The sequence below is a fragment of the Croceicoccus sp. Ery5 genome, from assembly GCF_020985325.1.
Lineage (GTDB): Bacteria > Pseudomonadota > Alphaproteobacteria > Sphingomonadales > Sphingomonadaceae > Croceicoccus.
Genome location: NZ_CP087587.1, coordinates 73,348 through 95,500, shown reverse-complemented (window position 1 = coordinate 95,500; position 22,153 = coordinate 73,348). Strand labels below are relative to the sequence as shown.

General features: G+C 64.2%; 24 protein-coding genes and 1 tRNA gene. 19 read left to right on the top strand and 6 right to left on the bottom strand.

Translation table 11 applies throughout. The features are described from left to right. The first annotated feature begins 77 nt into the window (after window positions 1–77). The 8 genes from LOZ74_RS00420 (at window position 78) to LOZ74_RS00385 (ending at window position 6,302) form a co-directional block, all read left to right on the top strand. Window positions 78–230, top strand: a complete 153-nt coding sequence (locus LOZ74_RS00420; RefSeq protein WP_230279439.1) for a hypothetical protein — start codon at window positions 78–80, stop codon at window positions 228–230. After that, window positions 227–646: a hypothetical protein gene (locus LOZ74_RS00415; protein ID WP_230292425.1), complete on the top strand. Its 420-nt coding sequence runs from the start codon at window positions 227–229 to the stop codon at window positions 644–646. Before LOZ74_RS00420 ends, LOZ74_RS00415 begins: the two co-directional genes overlap by 4 nt. Further along, window positions 643–834: a helix-turn-helix transcriptional regulator gene (locus LOZ74_RS00410; RefSeq protein ID WP_230279441.1), complete on the top strand. Its 192-nt coding sequence runs from the start codon at window positions 643–645 to the stop codon at window positions 832–834. Before LOZ74_RS00415 ends, LOZ74_RS00410 begins: the two co-directional genes overlap by 4 nt. 84 nt (window positions 835–918) lie before the next feature. Beyond that, entirely contained in the window at window positions 919–2,076 is a 1,158-nt protein-coding gene (locus tag LOZ74_RS00405) for a YjgN family protein (protein ID WP_370638855.1), read from the top strand. A gap of 3 nt (window positions 2,077–2,079) precedes the next feature. Continuing rightward, on the top strand, window positions 2,080–3,138 hold the full coding sequence (locus tag LOZ74_RS00400; RefSeq protein WP_230292424.1) for a M48 family metallopeptidase: 1,059 nt from the start codon (window positions 2,080–2,082) through the stop codon (window positions 3,136–3,138). A gap of 25 nt (window positions 3,139–3,163) precedes the next feature. Further along, entirely contained in the window at window positions 3,164–3,949 is a 786-nt protein-coding gene (locus tag LOZ74_RS00395) for an alpha/beta hydrolase (RefSeq protein WP_230292423.1), read from the top strand. 30 nt (window positions 3,950–3,979) lie between these two features. Continuing rightward, window positions 3,980–4,975, top strand: a complete 996-nt coding sequence (locus LOZ74_RS00390; RefSeq protein WP_230292422.1) for an LLM class flavin-dependent oxidoreductase — start codon at window positions 3,980–3,982, stop codon at window positions 4,973–4,975. Window positions 4,976–5,069: 94 nt separating this feature from the next. Then, window positions 5,070–6,302, top strand: coding sequence for an NAD(P)/FAD-dependent oxidoreductase (locus LOZ74_RS00385; protein ID WP_230292421.1), 1,233 nt, complete (start codon window positions 5,070–5,072; stop codon window positions 6,300–6,302). On the opposite strand, the gene queG is transcribed toward LOZ74_RS00385, so the two are convergent. Beyond that, window positions 6,299–7,390 (bottom strand): tRNA epoxyqueuosine(34) reductase QueG, encoded by a 1,092-nt coding sequence (queG, locus tag LOZ74_RS00380; protein ID WP_230292420.1) that lies wholly within the window; start codon window positions 7,388–7,390, stop codon window positions 6,299–6,301. The genes LOZ74_RS00385 and queG overlap by 4 nt on opposite strands. Window positions 7,391–7,464: 74 nt before the next feature. Between queG and LOZ74_RS00375 the strand changes: the two genes are divergently transcribed. The 4 genes from LOZ74_RS00375 (at window position 7,465) to dxs (ending at window position 12,268) form a co-directional block, all read left to right on the top strand. After that, window positions 7,465–8,472: an ABC transporter ATP-binding protein gene (locus LOZ74_RS00375; RefSeq protein WP_230292419.1), complete on the top strand. Its 1,008-nt coding sequence runs from the start codon at window positions 7,465–7,467 to the stop codon at window positions 8,470–8,472. Beyond that, the gene (locus LOZ74_RS00370; RefSeq protein WP_230292418.1) at window positions 8,469–9,722 is read left to right on the top strand and encodes an ABC transporter permease; all 1,254 of its coding nucleotides are present in this window, start codon (window positions 8,469–8,471) and stop codon (window positions 9,720–9,722) included. The genes LOZ74_RS00375 and LOZ74_RS00370 overlap by 4 nt, the downstream gene beginning before the upstream one ends. Before the next feature lie 25 nt (window positions 9,723–9,747). Next, on the top strand, window positions 9,748–10,239 hold the full coding sequence (gene msrB, locus LOZ74_RS00365) for a peptide-methionine (R)-S-oxide reductase MsrB (RefSeq protein ID WP_230292417.1): 492 nt from the start codon (window positions 9,748–9,750) through the stop codon (window positions 10,237–10,239). Between the two features lie 91 nt (window positions 10,240–10,330). Beyond that, entirely contained in the window at window positions 10,331–12,268 is a 1,938-nt protein-coding gene (gene dxs, locus LOZ74_RS00360) for a 1-deoxy-D-xylulose-5-phosphate synthase (RefSeq protein WP_230292416.1), read from the top strand. Between the two features lie 16 nt (window positions 12,269–12,284). Here the strand turns inward: dxs and LOZ74_RS00355 are convergent, their stop codons facing one another. Both LOZ74_RS00355 and LOZ74_RS00350 read right to left on the bottom strand, forming a co-directional pair. Beyond that, on the bottom strand, window positions 12,285–12,971 hold the full coding sequence (locus tag LOZ74_RS00355) for an NnrU family protein (protein WP_230292415.1): 687 nt from the start codon (window positions 12,969–12,971) through the stop codon (window positions 12,285–12,287). Window positions 12,972–13,024: 53 nt separating this feature from the next. Continuing rightward, window positions 13,025–14,626, bottom strand: coding sequence for a peptide MFS transporter (locus tag LOZ74_RS00350; protein WP_230292414.1), 1,602 nt, complete (start codon window positions 14,624–14,626; stop codon window positions 13,025–13,027). A 219-nt stretch (window positions 14,627–14,845) separates the two neighbouring features. Between LOZ74_RS00350 and LOZ74_RS00345 the strand changes: the two genes are divergently transcribed. The 7 genes from LOZ74_RS00345 to LOZ74_RS00315 all read left to right on the top strand — a co-directional run bounded on the left by LOZ74_RS00345 (window position 14,846) and on the right by LOZ74_RS00315 (window position 20,786). Next, on the top strand, window positions 14,846–15,220 hold the full coding sequence (locus LOZ74_RS00345) for a GntR family transcriptional regulator (protein WP_230292413.1): 375 nt from the start codon (window positions 14,846–14,848) through the stop codon (window positions 15,218–15,220). 211 nt (window positions 15,221–15,431) lie between these two features. Next, complete coding sequence (locus LOZ74_RS00340; protein WP_230292412.1) at window positions 15,432–15,710, top strand: integration host factor subunit beta; 279 nt, start codon at window positions 15,432–15,434, stop codon at window positions 15,708–15,710. 104 nt (window positions 15,711–15,814) lie between these two features. Further along, window positions 15,815–15,899 (top strand) — tRNA-Leu (locus LOZ74_RS00335). 185 nt (window positions 15,900–16,084) lie between these two features. Continuing rightward, window positions 16,085–16,771, top strand: a complete 687-nt coding sequence (locus LOZ74_RS00330; protein WP_230292411.1) for a PilZ domain-containing protein — start codon at window positions 16,085–16,087, stop codon at window positions 16,769–16,771. Window positions 16,772–16,920: 149 nt separating this feature from the next. Continuing rightward, entirely contained in the window at window positions 16,921–18,561 is a 1,641-nt protein-coding gene (locus tag LOZ74_RS00325) for an NAD(P)/FAD-dependent oxidoreductase (protein WP_230292410.1), read from the top strand. Then, complete coding sequence (locus LOZ74_RS00320) at window positions 18,558–18,986, top strand: GtrA family protein (RefSeq protein ID WP_230292409.1); 429 nt, start codon at window positions 18,558–18,560, stop codon at window positions 18,984–18,986. The genes LOZ74_RS00325 and LOZ74_RS00320 overlap by 4 nt, the downstream gene beginning before the upstream one ends. Window positions 18,987–19,013: 27 nt before the next feature. Beyond that, window positions 19,014–20,786 carry a hypothetical protein gene (locus LOZ74_RS00315; RefSeq protein ID WP_230292408.1) on the top strand — a complete coding sequence of 591 codons (1,773 nt, stop codon included), beginning with the start codon at window positions 19,014–19,016 and terminating at the stop codon, window positions 20,784–20,786. Between the two features lies 1 nt (window position 20,787). Here the strand turns inward: LOZ74_RS00315 and LOZ74_RS00310 are convergent, their stop codons facing one another. The 3 genes from LOZ74_RS00310 to LOZ74_RS18210 all read right to left on the bottom strand — a co-directional run bounded on the left by LOZ74_RS00310 (window position 20,788) and on the right by LOZ74_RS18210 (window position 22,151). Next, entirely contained in the window at window positions 20,788–21,279 is a 492-nt protein-coding gene (locus LOZ74_RS00310) for a Fur family transcriptional regulator (RefSeq protein ID WP_230279459.1), read from the bottom strand. A 61-nt stretch (window positions 21,280–21,340) separates the two neighbouring features. Then, window positions 21,341–22,009, bottom strand: coding sequence for a peptide-methionine (S)-S-oxide reductase MsrA (gene msrA / locus LOZ74_RS00305; RefSeq protein WP_230293765.1), 669 nt, complete (start codon window positions 22,007–22,009; stop codon window positions 21,341–21,343). Window positions 22,010–22,025: 16 nt separating this feature from the next. Continuing rightward, window positions 22,026–22,151 carry a hypothetical protein gene (locus LOZ74_RS18210; RefSeq protein WP_255673882.1) on the bottom strand — a complete coding sequence of 42 codons (126 nt, stop codon included), beginning with the start codon at window positions 22,149–22,151 and terminating at the stop codon, window positions 22,026–22,028. Window positions 22,152–22,153: the final 2 nt, after the last annotated feature.

Sequence of the window (22,153 nt, the reverse complement as noted above, 5' to 3'; positions counted from 1 at the left end):
TCATTTTGACAAGCTCGCTTGACAAAGTGGCGCCATTATGACAAGCAGGCTTTACATCAATTCAAGGAGGCTTGACCATGACCAATCGCAAGGCAGTTCTGTGGGGCGCGGGCATCATCGGGGTGGCGCTGCTCAATATCGCGGGCGTGCTGCCCGACTGGACCACATTCGTCGCCATCTCCACCCTGCCCGCACTGGCCGTAAGCTCGCGCCGGAGGTGCTGCGCGTGACGGGTGCGCGCAGCATGGCGCAGCGCCGCTATCTGCGGCGCATGGCGGTGGCGGCTGCGTTCTATGTCGCCACGCTGTTCGGGGGCAATTACCTGATCGATCATGCAGGCGTGACCGGCCCCGTCGTCTGGTTGCTGGCGCTGTTGCCGGGGCTGGGCGTGCTGGGTTTTATCGCCGCCATCGGCCTGCTGATCGTCGAGGAGGAGGATGAATTCCTGCGCCTGCTGATCGTGCGGCAAACGCTGATCGCCACCGGCATCGCCCTGTCTGCCGCCACTGTCTGGGGCTTTTTCGAGGAATTCGGACTGGTCGCCCATGTCGAGGCTTTCTGGTGGGCGGTAATCTGGTTTTTCGGTTTCGGCATTGGCGGCGCGGTCAACCGTGTCACCATGGGCGCATGGGGAGAATGCGGGTGAAAAACCGCCTGAAAGTCCTGCGCGCCGAACGGGACTGGAGCCAGCAGCATCTGGCCGACCAGCTGGGCGTGTCGCGCCAGTCGGTCAATGCGATCGAGACGGGAAAATACGATCCCTCGCTGCCGCTGGCCTTTCGCATCGCGGCGCTGTTCGCCCTGCCGATCGAGGATATTTTTGCGCCGGATTGATTTTTCCCTGCCTTGGTAACCCTTTGCTTGACACTTGCCCCCTATGGCGTGACCTTTCGGGGCAAGGGTCACGGGGGTTTATCGATGGACGGAACGGGTGCGGGCTTTGGCGCAGGGGGCGGCATGCCGGATGGCGATGATCCACAGGAGCAGGCAGAAGCGCCGCTGTCGGCGTTCAATTTCGAAGGCACTTGGCGCGAATTCGCCCCCATCGCCTTTACCAACCTGTTGCTGACCATCGTCACGCTGGGCATTTACCGGTTCTGGGCCACCACCCGCGAACGGCGCTATTTGTGGAGCCGCAGCCGGTTCATCGACGAACATCTGGAATGGACGGGCGTGGGCAAGGAATTGTTCTTCGGCTTCCTGATGGTGGCGGTGCTGTTCGGCATTCCCTTCCTCGTCCTGCAATTCGTGGTCGAGGCGCTGATGCTGCAGGGCTATCCCGGCGCGGGCGCGGCGGTGATGATCTCGATGTTCCTGCTGATCTTTTACCTGTCGGGCGTGGCGCGGTTCCGCGCGCTGCGATACCGGCTGGGCCGCACGCACTGGCGCGGGATTCGCGGCGGCAGTTACGAACCGGGCTTCAAATATGGCCTGTCCTATATGTGGAAATACACCGTCGGCTATCTGGCGATGGGCCTGATGGTGCCATGGGCGATGGTGTCTTTGTGGAACGAGCGCTGGGGCCATATGACATTCGGCCAGATGCGCTTTTCGGGACAGGCCGATTTCTCGCCGCTGATGAAACGTTATCTGGTTGCCTATCTGGCGCCGTTCATCATCCTTGCGCTGGTGTTCGTCGCGGGCGTGGCGGCAGCGCTGGGTCTTGGCATGATGGAGGAGTACGAGCCGGACAATCCGGCCAGCGCGGCCAGTTTCATGTGGTTGTTCATACTGGGCATGCTGGCGTTCTATCTGCTCTGGGGCCTCGCCTATCTGCTGTTCTATGCCAAATATATCCGCGTCGTCATTGGCGAGATGCGGCTGGGCGACGATATCAGCTTCGGATTTTCGGCCAGCACGAAAGACTGGTTCAAGCTGATCATGGGCGATGTCGGGCTGGTCGTGGTGACATTGGGGATCGGCTGGATCTTCCTGTCCTATCGTCACTGGAAATTCTTCATCACCCATCTGGAAGCCTATGGCGTGATCGATCCCGACGCGCTGATGCAGTCGGATACGCCGATGGCGAAACATGGCGAAGGGCTGCTGGATGCATTCGACATGGGCGCGATCTGACCGATGGACGATACGGTCGAAGCCAGCTGGTATGACGGGCTGACGGCGAAGAAGCGCGACGGCCATGCCGCTCTGGCTGGCAGCGAGCTGCTGTTGACAGAGGATGACGGCACCCGAACGGCACTGCCGCTTCAGGATTTGCGTTTCGTCGAAACGCGTCCCGAAGGGCCGGTGCTGACGCTGAACGACAATCGCGGGTTCCGCCTGCGTTTGCTAGGGGCGATTCCCGACGATCTGGCGGCCCGCCTGCCGGGTGAGAGCCGCTATGGCCACTGGATCGACGGGCTGGGCCTGCCCAAGGCGGCCGTGCTGTTCGCCGGGATCAGCGCGGTGGCGCTGGCGGTGGTGATGACTGCACCCAGCTGGCTGGGCCCGATGATTCCCGCATCGTGGGAACGGCGCGCGGGCGACGCGATCATCGGCGATATGGGCAATACATTGTGCCATTCGCCCGCGGGCGATCGCGCCCTGCTGCGTCTGGCGCAGGAAATCGATCCCGATCGCCCCGTCACCCGCGTCGACATCGCCAATATCGGCATGGTCAATGCCGTCGCCCTGCCCGGCGGGCGCGTGGTGGTGTTCGACGGGCTGGTACAGGAAGCGGAAAGCGCGGACGAGCTGGCGGGCGTGGTGGCGCATGAAATCGGCCATGTGCGCGAACGCCATGTGATGCAGGCCCTGTTGCGGCAATTCGGCCTGTCGATCCTGCTGGGCGGGTTCAATTCCGATGTCGGCAGCGGCATTTTCGGCATCGCGTCGACCAGCTATACCCGCGCGGCAGAGCGCGAGGCGGATGATTACGCCCGCGAAAGGCTGGCGGCGGCGGATATCTCCCCTTTGGGTGCGGCGGCGTTTTTCGAACGGCTGAAGGACGATCACGGCGACGGACCCGAATGGGCCGCATGGGTCGCCACCCATCCGGTGCCGTCCGAACGGCAGAAACAGTTCGAGGATGCGGCGTTGCAGGGTGCGGATTACCGGCCTGCCCTGCCGGATGCCGACTTTGCCGCGCTGAAAGCCAGTTGCAAGGAAGACGCGGACGTCGAAGAGTTCTATTTCTGATCCGCCGAACGGAGAACGACAGAGCATGGCCGAAACCGCGCTTCCCGATATCGCCTTTGCCTCCGGCCCCGATGGCTTGTCGCTCGCCTATCGCCATGCCGCGGGGGCCGGCCCGCTGATCGTGTTCCTGCCCGGTTACATGTCGAACATGGCCGGGTCCAAGGCAGAGGCTGTGCTGCAATGGGCAGTGGACAACGGGCGCGGGTGCCTGCTGCTCGATTATTCGGGCTGCGGGAAAAGCGCGGGGCGGTTTGCCGATGGCACATTGTCGCGCTGGCGCGGGGAAGTGCTGCATCTGATCGAACAGGCCGGTGCGGGCACGGCGGAAACCCCTGTCCTGCTGATCGGATCGTCGATGGGCGGCTGGCTGATGCTGCTGGTCGCAGGCGCGCTGGTTCAGGCCGAGGGCGACGAGGCGCTGGCGGGCATGATCGGCATTGCCGCCGCGCCGGATTTCACCAGCTGGGGCTATGACGAGAAGCAGCGCGCCGTGCTGGCGGGCGGCAAGGTGCTGTACGAAGACAATCCCTATGGGCCCGAACCCACGCCGACGCATCCCGGGTTCTTCGCCGATGCCGAGGCGCAATTGCTATTGTCCGACCCGCTGGCGATCCACGCGCCGGTGCGCCTGTTGCACGGGCAGCGCGACGCCGACGTGCCGTGGGAAACCTCAATCCGGCTGGCGCATGCACTGGCCGGAGAGGATGTGCGCATTGCGCTGGTCAAGGACGGCGACCACCGCCTGTCGCGCCCGCAGGATATCGCTTTGCTGCTGTCCACACTGGAAGAACTGCTGACCGCCAGCCATTGAGGCTGCGCCCCGCCTCCCCATATCGGTCGCATGACGACACTTTCCGTACTCGATTTCGCGCCCATCGTCGAAGGCGGCACCGCTACCGATGCCCTGAACGCCAGCGCCCGCCTTGCCGCCCATGCCGAGGCAGAGGGATACAAGCGGTTCTGGCTGGCCGAACATCACGCCATGCCCGGCATCGCCAGCAGTGCGGTGGCCGTATGCCTTGCCCATATCGGCCATGCGACCAGCACCATCCGCATCGGCGCGGGCGGGATCATGCTGCCCAATCACAATCCTTTCGTGATCGCCGAACAATTCGGCACGCTGGACGCGCTGTTTCCCGGGCGGATCGATCTGGGGCTTGGCCGCGCACCGGGGGCCGACGGACGCATCGCGCGCATGCTGCGCAAGGATCTGCATGGCGCGGCGGAACAGTTCCCGCAGGACGTGGCCGAATTGCAGGCAATTTTTGCGGGCGACGAACGCCTGCCGCTGCAGGCCACGCCGGGCGCAGGGGCCAATCCGGAACTCTGGCTACTGGGCTCCAGCCTGTTCGGCGCGCAACTGGCCGCGCGGCTGGGCCTGCCCTATGCTTTCGCCGCCCATTTCGCGCCGTCGCAGCTTGACGATGCGCTGCAGGTCTATCGCGAATATTTCCAGCCGTCCGAGGCGTGCGAAAAGCCGCATGTGATGGTGGGCACCAATGCCTATGCCGCCGACACCACCGAAGAAGCCTATCTGATGGCATCCAGCATGGACCAGAGCTTTGTCGCGTTGCGCACCGGCCATCCGGGCAAGCTGCCTCCGCCGGTTCCCGGCTATCGCGACAGCCTGCCCCCGCAGGCGGCTGCGACATTACAGGCGATGCGGTCGGTCAGCGCCATCGGCACGCGCGGGGAAGTGGCCGAAAGCCTGACCGCGCTGATCCGCCGCACCGGCGCGGACGAGCTTGTTCTGGCGGGCAACACCTTTGATCCCGCCGCGCGCGAGAGGTCGCTTTCGCTTACCATGCAGGCGATGAAAGCCGCCTGTCCCGCCTGATCCGGCGGGAAGCCGCTTGCCATCCGCAGCCTCTTTGCCCTAGCCCTACGCGCCGCTGGCCCGGCGCGCGAATGCCGGGGGGAGAAGGAACGGAATGAACCAAGCAGACGTCATCATCGTTGGCGCGGGCCATGGCGGCGCGGCCGCCGCACTGGCCCTTCGGCAGGCCGGTTTCGAAGGGTCGATCGCCATGATCGGGCGCGAAAAGGAAGCCCCCTACGAACGTCCGCCGCTGTCCAAGGAATATCTGGCGCGCGAAAAGGAATTCGAACGGCTTTATATCCGCCCTCCCCAGTTCTGGGAGGACAAGGATATCCGCCTCATCCTCGGCACCAGCGTGACCGAGATCGAGCCGCGCGGCAAAAGCGTGAAGCTCTCTAACGGCGAGCAGATGGGATATACCCATCTGATCTGGGCAGCGGGCGGCGATGCGCGGCGCCTGTCGTGTTCGGGCGCGGACCTGCGCGGCGTGCATGCAGTGCGCACCCGCGCCGATGCGGATCGCATGATGGCCGAAATCGACGCGGGCGCGAAACGCTGTGTCGTCATCGGCGGCGGCTATATCGGGCTGGAAGCGGCCGCCGTGCTGCGCAAGCTGGATATCGAGGTTGTGCTGATCGAAATGCTCGACCGCGTGCTGGCGCGCGTTGCGGGCGAGACGCTGTCGCGTTTCTATGAACAGGAACACCGCGATCACGGCGTGAACATCATGCTGGAAACCGGCGTCGATTGCATTCTGGGCGACGGCGACAAGGTGACCGGCGTGAAACTGGCCGATGGCAGCGAGGTCGGGGCCGATATGGTGATCGTGGGCATCGGCATCGTGCCGTCGATCGGACCGCTGATCGTGGCGGGCGCGACGGGCGCGAACGGTGTGGATGTCGACGAATATTGCCGCACATCGCTCGACGACATCTACGCCATCGGCGATTGCGCGGCCCATGCCAACGATTACGCCGATGGCGCGGTGATCCGGCTGGAATCGGTGCAGAACGCGAACGATATGGCCAAGACCGCCGCCATGGCGATCTGCGGCGACAAGCAGCCATACAAGGCGACGCCATGGTTCTGGTCGAACCAGTATGATCTGAAATTGCAGACCGTGGGCCTGTCGATCGGTTTCGACCATTTCGTGGTGCGCGGCGATCCGGCCACGCGCAGCTTTTCCGTTATCTATCTGCGCGACGGCAAGTTCGTGGCGCTGGACTGCGTGAACAAGGTCAAGGACTATGTTCAGGGCAAGAAGCTGGTCGAACGCCATGCGGTGATCGATCCGGCCCTGCTGGCTGATAATGACGTGCCGTTAAAGGAAATGGCAGAGGGTTAGGTCGCGGGCTGGCGCGTTTCCGCCAGCCGCGCCAGTGCCCAGCCGGCCGCTTCTGCGACAACGGGATCGGGATCGGTCAGCAAGGCGCTGACCGGTTCCGCCAGCGCGGCATCGCCGCTGTTTCCCGCCGCGATCAGGCAATTGCGCACGAACCGGTCGCGCCCGATCCGCTTTATGGGAGAGCCGGAGAACAGCGCCCGGAACCCCGCATCGTCCAGCGCGAGCAATTCGCGCAGTCGCGGCGCGACCAGTTCGGCGCGCGGCAAGAAGGCGCGGTTCGCCGCCGCGCTTTGCGCAAAGCTGTTCCACGGGCACACCGCAAGGCAATCGTCGCAACCATAGATGCGATTGCCCATCGCGGCGCGGAATTCATGCGGGATCGGGCCCTTATGCTCGATGGTGAGATAGGAAATGCAGCGCCGCGCATCGATCTGGCGGGGCGCGGGAAAGGCATGGGTGGGGCAGGCATTCAGGCAGGCCGTGCACGAACCGCAGCGGTCCTGATGCGGATCGTCGGGCCGGAACGCCAGAGTGGTATAGATCGCGCCCAGAAACAGCCAGCTGCCATGCTGGCGGCTGACCATATTGGTATGCTTGCCCTGCCACCCGATGCCCGCCGCCTCGCCCAGCGGTTTTTCCATCACGGGGGCGGTATCGACGAATACCTTCACCCCCGCCTCGACCCCCTGTTTCGCCGATTCACCGACCAGCCAGCGCGCCAGCCGCTTCAGCGCCTTTTTCACCGTATCGTGATAATCGCGCCCCTGCGCATAGACCGAGATGCGGGCGCGATCCCCCGCATCGGCCAGCGCCAGCGGGTCATGCGCGGGGGCATAGCTCATGCCCAGGGCGATCACGCTTTGCGCTTCGGGCCAAAGGGTCTGCGGCGCGCCGCGCTGGTCGGCGCGGTCCTCCATCCAGCCCATCGATCCGTGGCGGTCCTGCGCCAGCCAGTCGCGCAGCCGTGCGATCCGGCGCGGGTCGGCGCCCGCGCCTGCGATCCCCGCGGCGACGAAACCTTCCTTTTGCGCCTGTTCCAGAAGCGCTTGCCTTAGAAGTTCAAGCCTGTCAGCGCTTGACCCGTTCAAATGCCTTAACCTTATTTTGCGAGTTTGCGGGGCAAAGCCGCTCTCTCTTACGGGAATTCTACTTGCAGCAGGCGATGACACAAGCGTTCGATCAAACACGGTTCACGCCCCTTGACGACAGCAACCGCCCTCTGGCGATCGAAGCCAACGGGCTGGTCAAGCGTTTCGACGGGGTTCTGGCGGTGGACGGCGTGGATATCGCCGTGCCCGAAGGGTCGATCTTCGGCATACTCGGCCCCAATGGCGCGGGCAAGACGACGACATTGCGCATGCTGCTGGGCATTATCGACCCCGATCAGGGCACCCGCCGCGTCTTGGGGAGCGAGGATCCGCATGCGCTGGCCAATCGCATCGGCTATCTGCCGGAAGAGCGGGGGCTGTATCCCGCGATGAAGGCCGTGGATGCCATCGCCTTTGTCGGCGCGCTGCGCGGCCTGCCCACGGCAGAGGGGCGCAAGCGCGGCTATCGCCTGCTGGAAGAGCACGGTTTCGCGCATATTGCCGACCGCCAGATACGCCAGATGTCCAAGGGACAGGCCCAAACGGTGCAGCTTTTGGCCACATTGGTGCACGATCCGGCGCTGGTCGTGCTGGACGAACCGTTCTCGGGCCTCGACGCGATCAGCCAGGGGCGGCTGGAACGGACCATTCGCGGCCTTGCCGAAAAGGGCACGACGGTGATCTTTTCCACCCATGTGCTCGCCCATGCGGAACGTCTGTGCGAACGCATCGCGATCATCGCAGGCGGGCGGGTGCCGTTCCACGGCCTTGTCTCTACCGCGCGCGACCGGCTGCCGCCGCAGGTGCATCTGGAAACCCGCACCATCGACGGGCCATGGCGCGCGGCACTGCCCGCCGATGCGCAGCCGCAGATCAAGGCGACCGGCGGGGCGCTATGGGCATTTTCGCTGCCCGACGACGGCGTCGAACCGCTGCTGACTGCGCTGGTAGAAGGCAAGGCGGGGATACAGGCGCTTTCCATAGAACGGGCGGGGCTTCACGATGCGTTCGTAGCCATCGCGGGCGAGGCCGCGGCCAAGGCGCTGGAAGACGACGGCAAGGGTGCGGAGAGCGCGAAATGAAGCATTTCCTGTCCAAGATCATGGTCATCGCGCGCCGCGACTTCCGCGCGATCCTGTTCAGCCGGTCGTTCCTGTTCTTCATCCTTGGCCCGCTGTTTCCGGTCATCGTCGCGTGGATGGCGGGCGGCATCGGCGCCAGCGTTCAGGGCGCTGCGGGCGAGGCGAGGCTGGGCATTGCGATGAGCGAGACCGAAAGCGCGCTGATCAGCGATGCGCGCCAGTCGCTGCACCATGCCCTGCCCAGGCTGCCCGGTCTGGAAATGCTGCAAGGCGACCGCAACGGCACGGGCGAGATCAGGGCCGTGATGGCCGACGGTCCGGGCGAGCGCAATGTCGCCGCCGTGCTGGCGGGCACATTGGACGAACCCAGCCTGTCGGGCCCGTCGAACCGCATCGCGGCATGGCAGGGCGATGTCAGCCTGCTGGTCGACGAAGCGCGGCGGCTGCGCGATTTGCGGGCGGGCGCACGGCAGCGCGAATGGCCCGCGATCACCCTGCAACCCATGGCCCAGCCCAGCCAGGTGGACGAAGCGGGCGGCCGCATCCGCACCGCGCAGGCAGGACAGACGCTGCTGTTCCTGCTGACCATGCTGCTGGCAGGCATGGTGCTGTCGAACCTTGTCGAGGAAAAGGCGAACAAGATCATCGAAGTGCTGGCTGCGGCCGTGCCGATGGACGCGGTGTTTTTCGGCAAGCTGCTGGCCATGCTGGGCGTCAGCTTTGTCGGCATTGCCGTATGGGGCAGTGCGGCGGCGCTGGTGCTGGTGGCGGGCGGCAGCGGGCTTTCGATGCTGGCGACGCCGGCAGTCGGCTGGCCGGTGTTCATCCTGCTGTGCATCGCCTATTTCGCCTGCGCCTATCTGTTGCTGGGATCGCTGTTCCTGTCGATCGGCGGTCTGGCGGCCACGGTGCGCGAGGTGCAGACTTTGTCCATGCCCGTCACCATGGCGCAATTGCTGGTGTTCTTCCTTGCGTCCTATGCGCTGGGCCATCAGGGGCAGCCCGTCGAAATGGCGGCAGCGATTTTCCCCTTCTCCTCGCCCTTTGCGATGCTGGCGCGCGCAGCGATGCAGCCCGAAATCTGGCCCCATTTCGTCGCCATCGCGTGGCAGGCCCTGTGGGTATTCCTGATCGTGCGCGCGGGCGCGGCGCTGTTCCGCAAGACGGTGATGAAATCGGGCCCGGCCAAGGGCAGGCGCGGACTGGGCGCATTGCTGTCGCAATCGGTCCGCTCGTTCAGGCGCGCCTAAGGCGGGGCGGGGTAACAGGGGCGGCATGACCCACGATCGCCGCAGTTTTGTCGGATTGCTTCTTGCAGGCGCGCTGACCCCGCTGGCAACGGCCTGCGGTCAAAGCGCCGAGGCGAAGCAGGCATTCCCCTTTACGCTTAGCGACGCGCAATGGCGCAAGCGGCTGACTGCGGCGGAATATCGCATCCTGCGCGAAGCGGGCACCGAACGGGCGTTCTCCTCCCCGCTCGACAAGGAAAAGCGCGCGGGCATCTTCGCCTGCGCGGGCTGCGGCCACCGGCTGTTCTCGTCGCGCACCAAATATGACAGCCACACCGGCTGGCCCAGTTTCTATCGTCCGCTGCAAGGCGCCATCGGCACCAGCACCGATTACAAGATCGGCTATCCCCGCACCGAAGTGCACTGCGCCAATTGCGGTGGCCATCTGGGCCATGTGTTCGATGACGGACCCAAGCCCACCGGCAAGCGTTACTGCATGAACGGGCTGGCACTGGATTTCATTCCCGGCGCTGCCTAAGGGCAACAGGCGCGGCCAAAACGCGCCGCCGACAGGGCAGAGGAAACGCTGCCTATTCGACTCCGACGATTTTCACGGCTAGAGCACAATAATGACTGCCGAACAGGCCCATAACAAACCGCTGACGCCGCTGCTGGATACGGTCGACACGCCCGACGATCTGCGCAGGCTGGCCCCGTCGCAATTGCGCCAGCTGGCCGACGAGCTGCGGCTGGAGATGATCGATGCCGTCGGGCAGACCGGCGGCCATCTGGGGTCCGGCCTTGGCGTGGTCGAACTGACCACCGCGATCCATTACGTGTTCAACACGCCCGAAGATCGGCTGATCTGGGACGTGGGCCATCAGGCCTATCCCCACAAGATCCTGACGGGCCGGCGCGACCGCATCCGCACCCTGCGTCAGGGCGGCGGGCTGTCGGGCTTTACCAAGCGGAGCGAGAGCGAATACGACCCGTTCGGCGCGGCGCACAGCTCTACCTCGATCAGCGCGGCGCTGGGCTTTGCAGTGGCCAACAAGCTGTCGGGCAGGCCCGGCAAGGGCATCGCCGTCATCGGCGACGGCGCGATGAGCGCGGGCATGGCGTATGAAGCCATGAACAACGCCGAACAGGCGGGCAACCGTCTGGTCGTGATCCTGAACGACAATGACATGTCGATCGCCCCGCCCGTAGGCGGATTGTCGAGCTATCTTGCCCGCCTCGTGTCTTCGGGCCGCTTCCTTGGCCTGCGCGAACTGGCGCGCAAATTCGCGCGCAAGCTGCCCCGCCCGCTGCATGTCGCCGCGCGCAAGACCGATGAATTCGCCCGCGGCATGGCGATGGGCGGCACCTTGTTCGAAGAGCTTGGCTTTTATTACGTCGGCCCCATCGACGGGCACGATCTGGAAGCGCTGGTTCCCGTGCTGGAAAACGTGCGCGATGCCGCCGAGGGCCCGTGCCTGATCCATGTCGTCACCCAAAAGGGCAAGGGCTATGCCCCTGCGGAACAGAGCGCCGACAAATATCACGGCGTGCAGAAGTTCAACGTCGTCACGGGCGAGCAGAAGAAGTCCAAGGGCGGACCGCCCAAATATCAGGACGTGTTCGGCGAAACCCTGGCGAAGCTGGCCGAAACCGACGACCGCATCTGCGCCATCACTGCCGCCATGCCCAGCGGCACCGGCGTCGATATTTTCAACAAGGCCCATCCCGCGCGCAGCTTCGACGTCGGCATTGCGGAACAGCATGCGGTGACCTTTGCCGCCGGCCTTGCGGCCGAAGGCATGCGCCCGTTCTGCGCGATCTATTCCACCTTTTTGCAGCGCGCCTTCGATCAGGTGGTGCATGACGTGGCGATCCAGAACCTGCCGGTGCGCTTTGCCATCGACCGCGCCGGTCTGGTCGGCGCGGACGGGGCGACCCATGCGGGCAGTTTCGACGTGACCTATCTGGCGACGCTGCCGAACATGGTGGTGATGGCCGCGGCTGACGAGGCGGAGCTAGCGCATATGACCTATACCGCCGCTTGCCATGACAGCGGGCCGATCGCCTTCCGCTATCCGCGCGGCGAAGGGACCGGCGTGCCCATGCCCGAACAGCCCGAACGGCTTGAAATCGGCAAGGGGCGTATCGTGCGCGAGGGGAGCAAGATCGCGATCCTGTCGCTGGGCACCCGCCTTGCCGAGGGGCTGAAGGCTGCCGACCAGCTTGAGGCAAAGGGCCTGTCCACGACCGTGGCGGACTTGCGCTTTGCCAAGCCGCTGGACGAGGCGATGATCCGCCGCCTGATCGCCAGCCACGAAGTCGTCGTCACGGTCGAGGAAGGCGCCATCGGCGGACTTGGCGCCCATGTGCTGACGATGGCCAGCGACGAGGGGCTGCTGGACAACGGCCTGAAGATCCGCACCATGCGCCTGCCCGACATTTTCCAGGACCACGATGCGCCCGACAGGCAATATGACGAAGCGGGGCTGAATGCCGCCAATATCGTCGATACGGTCCTGAAAGCGCTGCGCCACAACAGCGCGGGGGTCGAGGAAGCGCGGGCCTAGGGCCGTGGGGTGCCGATCACCCCAACCACCGCCATACGCCCGCAGCCACACCGCCCAGCGGCAGATGCAGCCAGCTGATCCCCAGCCATAAGGCCAGCGCGCCCAGCCACATCACCGGCGATATGCGCGCAAGGCCGGACAGTTTCGGGATAAAGCTTGTCCGGGCCTGCCAGCCGGTCCACGCATCGCCCAGCTGCCCCTGTTTCTTGCGGTCCTGCATCGCGGAACCGCCCAGTCCCAGCACGATAAACGCGCCCATCAAGAACAATGTGCGCGGTTCGGGCACCAGCAGAATATGCGAAAACGCCCAGAGCGAGATGCCCCACATCATCGGATGGCGGGTAACCGCGAAGGCTCCCGTCGGCTCCTTGCTGGCGGCCAGTTCGGCGGCTTTGGGCGAAGGAGCGGCGGGATTGCCCGCGAAACTGCCGATCAGCAGCAACAGGGCGAAAAAGCTGATGACCATCGCCGCGATCCATGCCCAGTCGGCATAGGCAGGCCACGCATAGGGGCCCCGCGGTGCCGCGGCAAAGGCATAGACCGTCCAGCCCAGCGTGACGAAGGCGACCAGCGAATAGGCAGCGATAAAACCCGCCTGCCCCAGCAGCGATATCAACGGCTTGCGCAGCTGGTGCGTCAGGATGATGTGGGTGCCCACGAATACGATCGCCGCCGACAGCAGGAAGGAAAGCCTCAGGTCCATGCGGGTTTCCTATCCTTGCTATGCGGCGGGATCGTGGCGAATATGCGCGGGTTTTACCCCTTCAGCTCGGGATGTACACCGCCGGCCTGCGGTTCGCCTGCCTCGCTCTGTCCCAGAAGGTCGTCGCCCACATCCTCGTCCTTCAGCGTGTCGAGATGCATCAGCCGCTTAACGAAAGGCGACAGCAGCAGCACCACCACACCGATACCGAACGCCACCCAGCCGGTCGTCGCCCAGACGTCGAGGTACAGCGCCTTGGCCGCGTTGCCGCCCTCGGCCCCTTCGGCACCGGCCATCGCGGAAATCTGGCCCGCGACAAAATTGCCGCCTGCCGTTGCAAAGAACCAGCCGCCCATGATCAGCCCTGCCATGTGCCACGGCGCAAGCCGGTTCATCGCCGACAGGCCGACGGGCGACAGGCAAAGCTCGCCCATGGTGTGCAACAGATAAAGGAACACGATCAGCCACATCGAGGTCATCGCATCGACCCCCATCGCCCGCGCACCCCAGGTAAGGACGAGGAAGCCCAGCCCGACCTGCACGATGGCAAGTCCGAACTTGGCGGGAGTCGAGGGTTCGAACCCCTTGCGGCCCAGCGTGGTCCACAGCCATGCGAATACGGGCCCCAGCAGCAGGATAAAGGCCGAATTGATCGACTGGAACCATGTCGTCGGCACTTCGAAGCCGAAGAAATTACGATCGACATAGCGGTCGGTGAACAGATTGACCGATGCGCCCGCCTGTTCGAACAGGCCCCAGAACACCGGCTGCAGGATCAGCAGGAAGATAATCACCAGAATCCGGTCACGCTCGTGCGGGGTCAGCCGCGTGAACGCGATATAGGCGATATAGCCAAGCAGGCCGAGGCCAGACACGCCCAGCATCCAGCCGACCAGCGCCTGATACTGGATCAGCACCCACAGCACCGCGATCGCGCCAAGGCCGGTGGCATACAGCCAGTATTCCAGCGGCAGGCCTGCCTTGCGCTGTTTCAGCAGTGCGGGATCATGCGGCTCGCCCCGGCCCAGCAGCAGCGGCTTGCCCAGCATAAAGACGATCAGGCCCAGCAGCATGCCGATGCCCGCCGCGCCAAAGCCATAGGACCAGCCATAGGTCTCGCCCAGATAGCCCGCGATCAGCACGCCCAGCAGCGAGCCGAGATTGATGCCCATGTAGAAGATCGTATAGGCGCCATCGCGGCGCACGTCGGTCTTGGGATAAAGCTGCCCGACGATGACCGAGATGTTCCCCTTCAGGAATCCCGACCCGACGATGATGAAGGCCAGTGCCAGCCAGAAGATATTGATCGCCGGATCGCTTTGACCCCCACCCCCTTCGAACGCCATCAGGAAATGGCCCAGGGTCAGCACGACCGCGCCGAACAGCGTTGCCTTGCGCTGTCCCAGATAGCGGTCGGCCAGCCATCCGCCCAGCACCGGCGTGATATAGACCAGCGAGGTATAGGCACCATAGATCAGCGACGCGTCGCTATCGGAAAACAGCCAGTGCTTGGTGAGATAGAAGATGAGCAGCGCGCGCATCCCGTAGAACGAGAAACGCTCCCACATCTCGGCAAAGAACAGGATGAACAGGCCCTTCGGGTGGCCGAGGATCGTGCCGCGGGCATCGCCGCCTTGCTCGTAACTGGTTGCCATCGGGGGACTTGCTTTCCTTGTCTCGCATCGGGCTCGAAAGCGCGCACCCTAACGCATCGCTGGCGCGGGTAAAGCCCGATTGTTGCATCTGAAACCGGTGGCGTTGCGCAACGGCAACGCCGCGCGGTGCGGGCGCGCATCCCTGTCGCGCGCATCCGCCGCCAGTTTGCGTTACCGGTCCGGCTTGTCTGCATGGGTGTATTATGCCACTATGACGCCATGCCCCGCGAGACCGGAATCCACAAGACGCGCCCCGTCTATCTGAAGCTGCGCGACGAGATTGTCGCCGCGATCCTGACGGGCCGTTTTGCCGAAGGTGCGCTTCTCCCCTCGGTCCGCGCTTTCGCAGCGCAGCATGGCGCGAATCCGCTCACCGTGGCCAAGGCCTATCAACAGTTTCAGGACGACGGGCTGATCGCGGTGCGGCGCGGGATCGGCGTTGAACTGCTGGCGGGCGCGCGGGCGCGGTTGCTGGAATCGGAACGCGCGCAGTTCCTGGCCGAGGACTGGCCTGCCATCCGGACTCGCATGGAATTGCTGGAACTGGATGCTTCCCTATGGGCCGGCGAATTGGATGCCACGGACGCGAACTAACCCCGATCGGTGATTTTCCTATCCTTTTTCGTAACATCCGGCCTGTCCGCCGGATAGTTTCGCCCTTGAATGTTGCGCCTGCGAATGGCATGTTCCTGCGCATTCCGCTCATTGCACTCAATTTCTGGACTGGGAGGGGCCCGGCCGGATCGGGAGGTTCGACAGGCGGATGCCGACGGGGTCGCAGCCACGGCAAACGGGGTGTAAGCGCATGATCAGGTCCGAACTCATCCAGACAATCGCACGGGAAAATCCCGAGCTTCGTCCCGAAGAGGTGGAGGCCGTGGTCAGTACGTTCTTCGACGCCATCACCGACCGGCTGGCCCAGGGCGGGCGCGTGGAATTGCGCGGTTTCGGCGCATTTTCGACTCGCGAACGTTCGGCCCGCGCAGGGCGCAACCCGCGCACGGGCGAAACCGTCGAAGTGCCGGGCAAGAAAGTGCCCTATTTCAAGGCGGGCAAGGAAATGCGCGAACGGCTGAACGGCTGAATACGCGCCCGAACGCCTTCATCGTCACATTTTAATTCTCCCGCGCATTGCGCGGCAATCGGCGTTGCGCGGCGCGCGGCCTACGCCTAGTCAAAGCGCGCGTTGCGGGCGTGGCGGAATGGTAGACGCCGGGGACTTAAAATCCCCTGATCCTCGATCGTGCGGGTTCGAGTCCCGCCGCCCGCACCATTTTCCCCCTGCCATATCTTACAGCCCACACGGCGATGGTTAAGATTATCTAACCGAAAAATCAGCATAATTTCGCGATTTAGCAAACGGTCCTTTAACCATTGCCCCTGTAAACCGGATGTGTGGAAGAGCGGGTTCGCATGATGCGCCCGCTGCAAACGCTAGGGCATACAAGGGAAACAGGCGTGAGCGATCTGGGGCAGCATGCAATGTTCGGCGAGGCAATCGCCAACCGTGCGGAACGACGCAGTGAAGAGCGTTTTCCGATCATTCGCACGGCAAAGCTGGTTTACGGCGATGTCGAGATGCCCTGCGTATTGCGCGATATTTCGAACAGCGCGCTGCGCGTTCGCATCTATGAACCGATCCCCGACGACATGCAGGGGATCGAGCTGGAATTCGGCGACGGCGACCGTCATTCGGTAGATCTGGTGTGGCAGCGCGATGGCCATGCAGGCCTGCGCTTTCCCCAGTTTGCCGATCTGCGTTCGCTGGTCGGAGAGAAAGGTCCTTTCCGCAAACGCGCCATCCGGATCGGCGTCGACCTGCCCTCGTCGGTCACAGCCCTTGGCACCAGGCACGAGGTCAAGATCGAGGATGTCTCGCATCAGGGTGCCCGCATCCGCTGCGATCATCCGCTTTCCATCGGTCAGCAAGTGCGCATTGCCGTGCCTTCGCTGGGCGAAATCTATGCCGTGGTGCGCTGGCGCGAGCAGCCGGTCTATGGTCTGGCCTTCATCGAAACCTTCCGCTTCGAGGATGTGGCCCATATGGCCGGCAATCTGCAGGCGATCTCGCGCGTGTGGCGCCGGGATCATCCGCGCAAGCCGGTGGTCCGCCCCGCTCCGCTCAAACGCGCCGTTAATTTCTGACCGGATCGGGCAACCGCCCTTCCCTGACGGAAATTAACGATAAAACCCGGCCAAACCCGCCGCGTTAACGACCCCTTAGCCATTTTCGGTCAGATTTTGATCAAGGTCAGACCGGAAGCTCCGGTCCGACGGTCAAATCAGGGGGTAACGTGGCTTTCTCGCAGAATTCCATCGGGTCGGGACAAACACCGGAAAACAACGATCTGGCCGTCGATGTCGTCATCATCGGCGCGGGTCCGGCAGGACTGACCGCGGGCTATCTGCTGACCAAGGCGGGCCAGTCTGTCGCGATTATCGAGAAAGACGAGACCTATGTCGGCGGCATCAGCCGCACGGTCGAACACGAAGGCTATCGCTTCGACATCGGCGGTCACCGCTTCTTTTCGAAATCGCAGGCCGTCGTCGATCTGTGGAGCGAGATTCTGCCCGACGATTTCATCAGCCGCCCGCGGATGAGCCGCATCTATTACGAAGGCAAGTTCTACTCCTATCCCCTGCGCGCGTTCGAGGCGTTGCGCAATCTGGGCCTGTGGCGCTCGGCCATGTGCATGGCCAGTTTTGCCAAAGTGCAGATGTTCCCACGCAAGCAGGTCAAAAGCTTTGAGGACTGGACCGTGAACCAGTTCGGCGAGAAGCTCTATTCTATCTTCTTCAAGACCTATACCGAGAAGGTGTGGGGCATGCCTTGCGACGAAATGAGCGCCGACTGGGCCGCCCAGCGCATCAAGGGCCTGTCGCTGTGGGGCGCGGTGGTCGACGGGCTAAAGCGTTCGCTGGGCCTGAACAGGAAACCCAATAACGGCATGCAGGCCAAGACGCTGCTGGAGGAATTCCGCTATCCGCGCCTTGGCCCGGGCATGATGTGGGAAGCCGCGCGCGACCATGTGGAGGCTGGCGGCAACCGCGTGCTGATGGGCCATGCGCTGAAACAGCTGGCCAGCGACGGCGAAGGCGGCTGGCGGCTGGACGCGGTTACCGTCGACGGATCGGAACGGATCATCCGCGCAAAACACGCGATCAGCTCGGCCCCGATGCGCGAGCTTGCGGCGCGCCTGTCGCCTGTGCCCGATGCGGTGCTGGATGCCAGCGGCCTGAAATATCGCGATTTCCTGACCGTCGCGCTGAAGATCCGCAGCAAGGACCTGTTCCCCGACAACTGGATCTATATCCACGATTCCAAGGTACAGGTCGGCCGCATCCAGAACTTCCGTTCATGGTCGCCCGAAATGGTGCCCGACAGCACGGTGGCCTGCGTGGGGCTGGAATATTTCTGCTTTGAAGGTGACGGGCTGTGGGCATCGTCGGATGACGATCTGATCGCACTGGCGACAAGGGAAATGGAAATCCTTGGCCTTGCCAGCCGCGAAGACGTGATCGGCGGTTCGGTCGTGCGGCAGGAAAAGGCCTATCCCGTCTATGACGAGGATTACGCCGCCCGCGTTGCCGTGATGCGCGAAGAGCTTGAGGATAAGCACCCTACGCTGCATCTGGTGGGCCGCAACGGCATGCACCGCTATAATAATCAGGATCACGCGATGATGACCGCCATGCTGACGGTCGAGAATATCATCGCCGGAGCCCGCATTTACGACACATGGTGCGTAAACGAAGACGCCGAATATCACGAAGCGGGCCGCGAGGGCGAGGCTCCCGCCTTTCCGCAGCATGCCGGCAATGCGCAGGACCGCGCCGCCGCGCTGTCGTCGATGCGCGCAGTGCCGATGCCGCTCGCCGTTGACAGCCCTGCCGCAGACAGCACCGGCGAAACCCGGGGGCGCGACGCGGCATGAGCCTGATCCGCGAAGCACGGCGCATGATCGCCTATGGCTTCGCCAGCGCGGTCGCGCTGGGCTTCGACATGGGTTCCTATCTGCTGCTGATCGGCGCAGGCATGGCCGCGCCTCTGGCAGCGGTATCGGGCTATTCGCTGGGCATCGTGATTCACTGGCTGGCATCCAGCCGCGTGGTTTTTGCCGGACGGGTCGCCGAAAAAGGGCTTGGCCGTTCGGTGCAGATGGGGCTGTTCGTTGCCTCTGCGCTGGTCGGCCTGTCGCTGACATGGGTGATCGTCAGCATGGGTGTCGCCAGCGGCATCGACCCGCGCCTTGCCAAGCTGAGCGCGGTCGCCACCAGCTTCGTCGCCACATTCCTGCTGCGCGCGCGCTTTGTCTTTACCCTGGGCGGCGTTGGCGCACCTGCGGATGAGGGGCGCTGACGCCATGATCCAGCGGGGCCGGACAGCATGATCGGGGAACGTCGCCGTCCGGTGATCGACCGCGATCTGGTCGTTCGCGCCACGCTGGCATGGCTGTTGATGGCCGCGCTGCTGGTGATCGCCGGATTGCCCGCGATCATGGGCCGCCAATTCAGCGAAGGCGACGATATCATGCGCCTGCTGGAGGTTCGCGACTGGCTGGCTGGACAAAGCTGGTTCGATGTCTCCCAATACCGGATCGATGCGCCGTTCGGTGCCGGAATGCACTGGTCGCGGCTGGTCGATGTGCCGCTGGCGGCAGTGATCGTCGTGCTGTCGCCTTTGTTCGGGCAGGCTCTGGCCGAGCATGTCGCATCGGTCATCGTACCGCTGGGCACCTTATGGCTGGCGGTGCTGCTGATCGGGCGGATCGCATGGCGCCTGTGCGACGAGGAAGCGACGGGCCTTGCCTGCCTTGCCGCCGCCATCGCCGCGCCGCTGCTGCACCAGATGCGGCCGATGCGGATCGACCATCACGGCTGGCAGATCGTGCTGTTCATGCTGGCGGTCAATGCGCTGATGGCGCGCGATGCGCGGCGCGGCGGGTGGATTCTGGGCGGCGCGCTGGCGCTATGGCTCAATGTCTCGATGGAAGCGCTGCCGATGGTCGCGGTGTTCGGCGCGATCCTGTTCGCGCGCTGGCTGCGCTGCTGGGGTGACCGCCAGTGGCTGGTCGCGATGCTGCAATCGCTGGCGGCCTGTTCGGCGGGACTTTACCTGCTGACGCGGGGGGCTACCCCGTCGCTACCGATGTGCGATGCGATGGCACCTGCGCATATTGCCGCCCTGTCCATCGTGGCTATCGCCGCCACCGGGCTGGGCCGGATCGAAGTGCCGCGTCCGTGGCTGTTGATGGTGCTGGTGCTGGGATCAGGCGCATTGGCAGGCGTTATCGTGCTGCTGCAAATGGCGCCGCAATGCGCGGGCGGCAGCTTTGCGGGGATGGATCCGGTCGCCCATGATGTGTGGCTGGCCAATGTGATCGAAAGCAAGCCGCTGTGGCATCATCCGGTCACGCTGATCGCGCAGGTGCTGGTCCCGACCGCGATTGCCATTGTCGTATCGCTTCGGCTGGCTGCGCGCAGTGCCGACTGGCTGCACCGCTGGCATCTGGAATATACCGTGCTGCTGCTGGCCGCGCTGGCGCTGGCGGTCTTTCTGCCGCGTTCCAGCGGATTGGTCGCGGGTCTGGCCGCCGTGCCCATCGGCATGCAGATGAAGCAATGGCTGCGCCAGCTGCGAAGCCTTGGCCGTCCCGGCAAGCAGGCGATGGCGGTCGCGGGGATGACCGCATCGCTGCTGCCCGCCATGCCGTTGACCGTGCTGATGCATGCTACCCCCAGTCACGCCTCTCCCGCAAAGCCAGCGCCCGCCATTGCGTCGGCCTGCGACGTGTCCGGCGTGCTGCCGGCGCTTGGCGAAGATGCGGCCAATATCATGGCGCCCATCGATATGGGGCCCGCGATCCTGATCGACAGCCCGCATCGCGTGGTCGCAACCGCGCACCACCGCGCGCATCGCGGCATTGGCGACACGATCCGCAGTTTCAGCGGACCGGCAAGCGATGCGCATGCAATCCTGATGAAACGCCGGATCGGCTTCGTCATGCTATGCCCCGATGCCGCCGAAGTGCGCCTTTATCGCAGCATGGGGGACGATAATCTGGCCGATCGGCTGGCCACCGGCAAAGCGCCCGACTGGCTGATGCCGATCACCCACGACGGCGATCGGGGTGTGCTGGTTTGGCGGGTTATCGGGTAAGTCAGGCCGCGCAGGCGGCGCATGTGCCGCGCAATTCCACCACCGTGCGCAAATCCCCGAAACCGGCCGAACCGGCTGCCTGCCGCAACCCGTCCGTCAGCCGGTCGTCATCGATATGTTCGGCGCGCCCGCATTGGTCGCAGATCACGAAGATGCAATCGTGGCGGCAGCCGGGATGGCGGTTGACCAGATAGGCATTCGCGCTTTCGATCCGGTTGGCCAGATTGGTGCGCACGAACAGGTCGAGGATGCGATACACGCTATTGGGTGCGACCCGCTTGTCCCGCTCGCGCGTCAGCTCCTCGGCAATGTCATAGGCCGATACGGGCGCGGCGCTTTTCATCAGCTGGCCGAACACGGCGCTGCGCATATCGGTCCATTGCTCGCCCGCATCGGTCAACGCCGAACGCGCCGCGCGCTGCAGCGATTTGCCCGAGTGTTCCTCGTGGTCGTGACCCGAATGGTCGTGCGGAGCCAGGGTTTCATGAGACATTGCGGGCACCGAGATATTTACTGCGGGGCCCGCTGGCAAGCTTTGGCGGCGGCGTGGCGGATCAACCCCGCCGGAACGATGCGCGGTAATCGTCGGGAAACAGAGCCTGCAATGCCCGCACCTTGGGCGCGTCCCACCGCATGATATAGGGGTGGCGCGGGTTCTTTTGCGCAAAGTCCTGATGATAGGTTTCGGCAGGATAAAACCGCTTTTCCGCCTCGATCCGCGTGACGATCGGCCTGTCCCACAATGCGGCCTGTTTCAGCTGCGCGATATAGGCGCGGGCGACCTTGGCCTGCACGTCGGTCGTCGGCACGATGGCGCTGCGGTATTGGCGGCCGGTGTCGGGCCCCTGACGGTTCAGCTGTGTGGGATCGGCGACAACGGCAAAAAAGATGCGCAGCAATTCGTCATACCGCACCTTGTCCGGATCATAGGTGATGCGCACAGCCTCGGCATGATCGGTCAGGCCTGCGCTGACTTTTTTGTAATCGGCATCGGCGCTCGTTCCGCCGTGATAGCCCGATACCGCGCTGGTCACGCCATCGACATGGCTGAACACCGCTTCCACGCCCCAGAAACAGCCGCCCGCGAAGATCGCGGTGCGCGTGCCGCCCGATTCGCGGGCCTGTATCTTGGCAGGGGGCGTCCGCACCGCCTCTTCGGCAGAGGCCGGAATCTGGCAGGCCGCAAGCCATGCGGCGCCCAGCAACAGAAAGGGCGTGCGAATGATCACGCCCGGCACATTACAGGAAAACGGAGGCGATGGCATCCGATGCAAAGGGGAAGCCCGTCGTCGCGAACAGGCCCGCCGCGCCGATGGCAAAGCCGATCGAGAGATGGCGGATCATGTGCTTGTCGAGAATGCTCATGG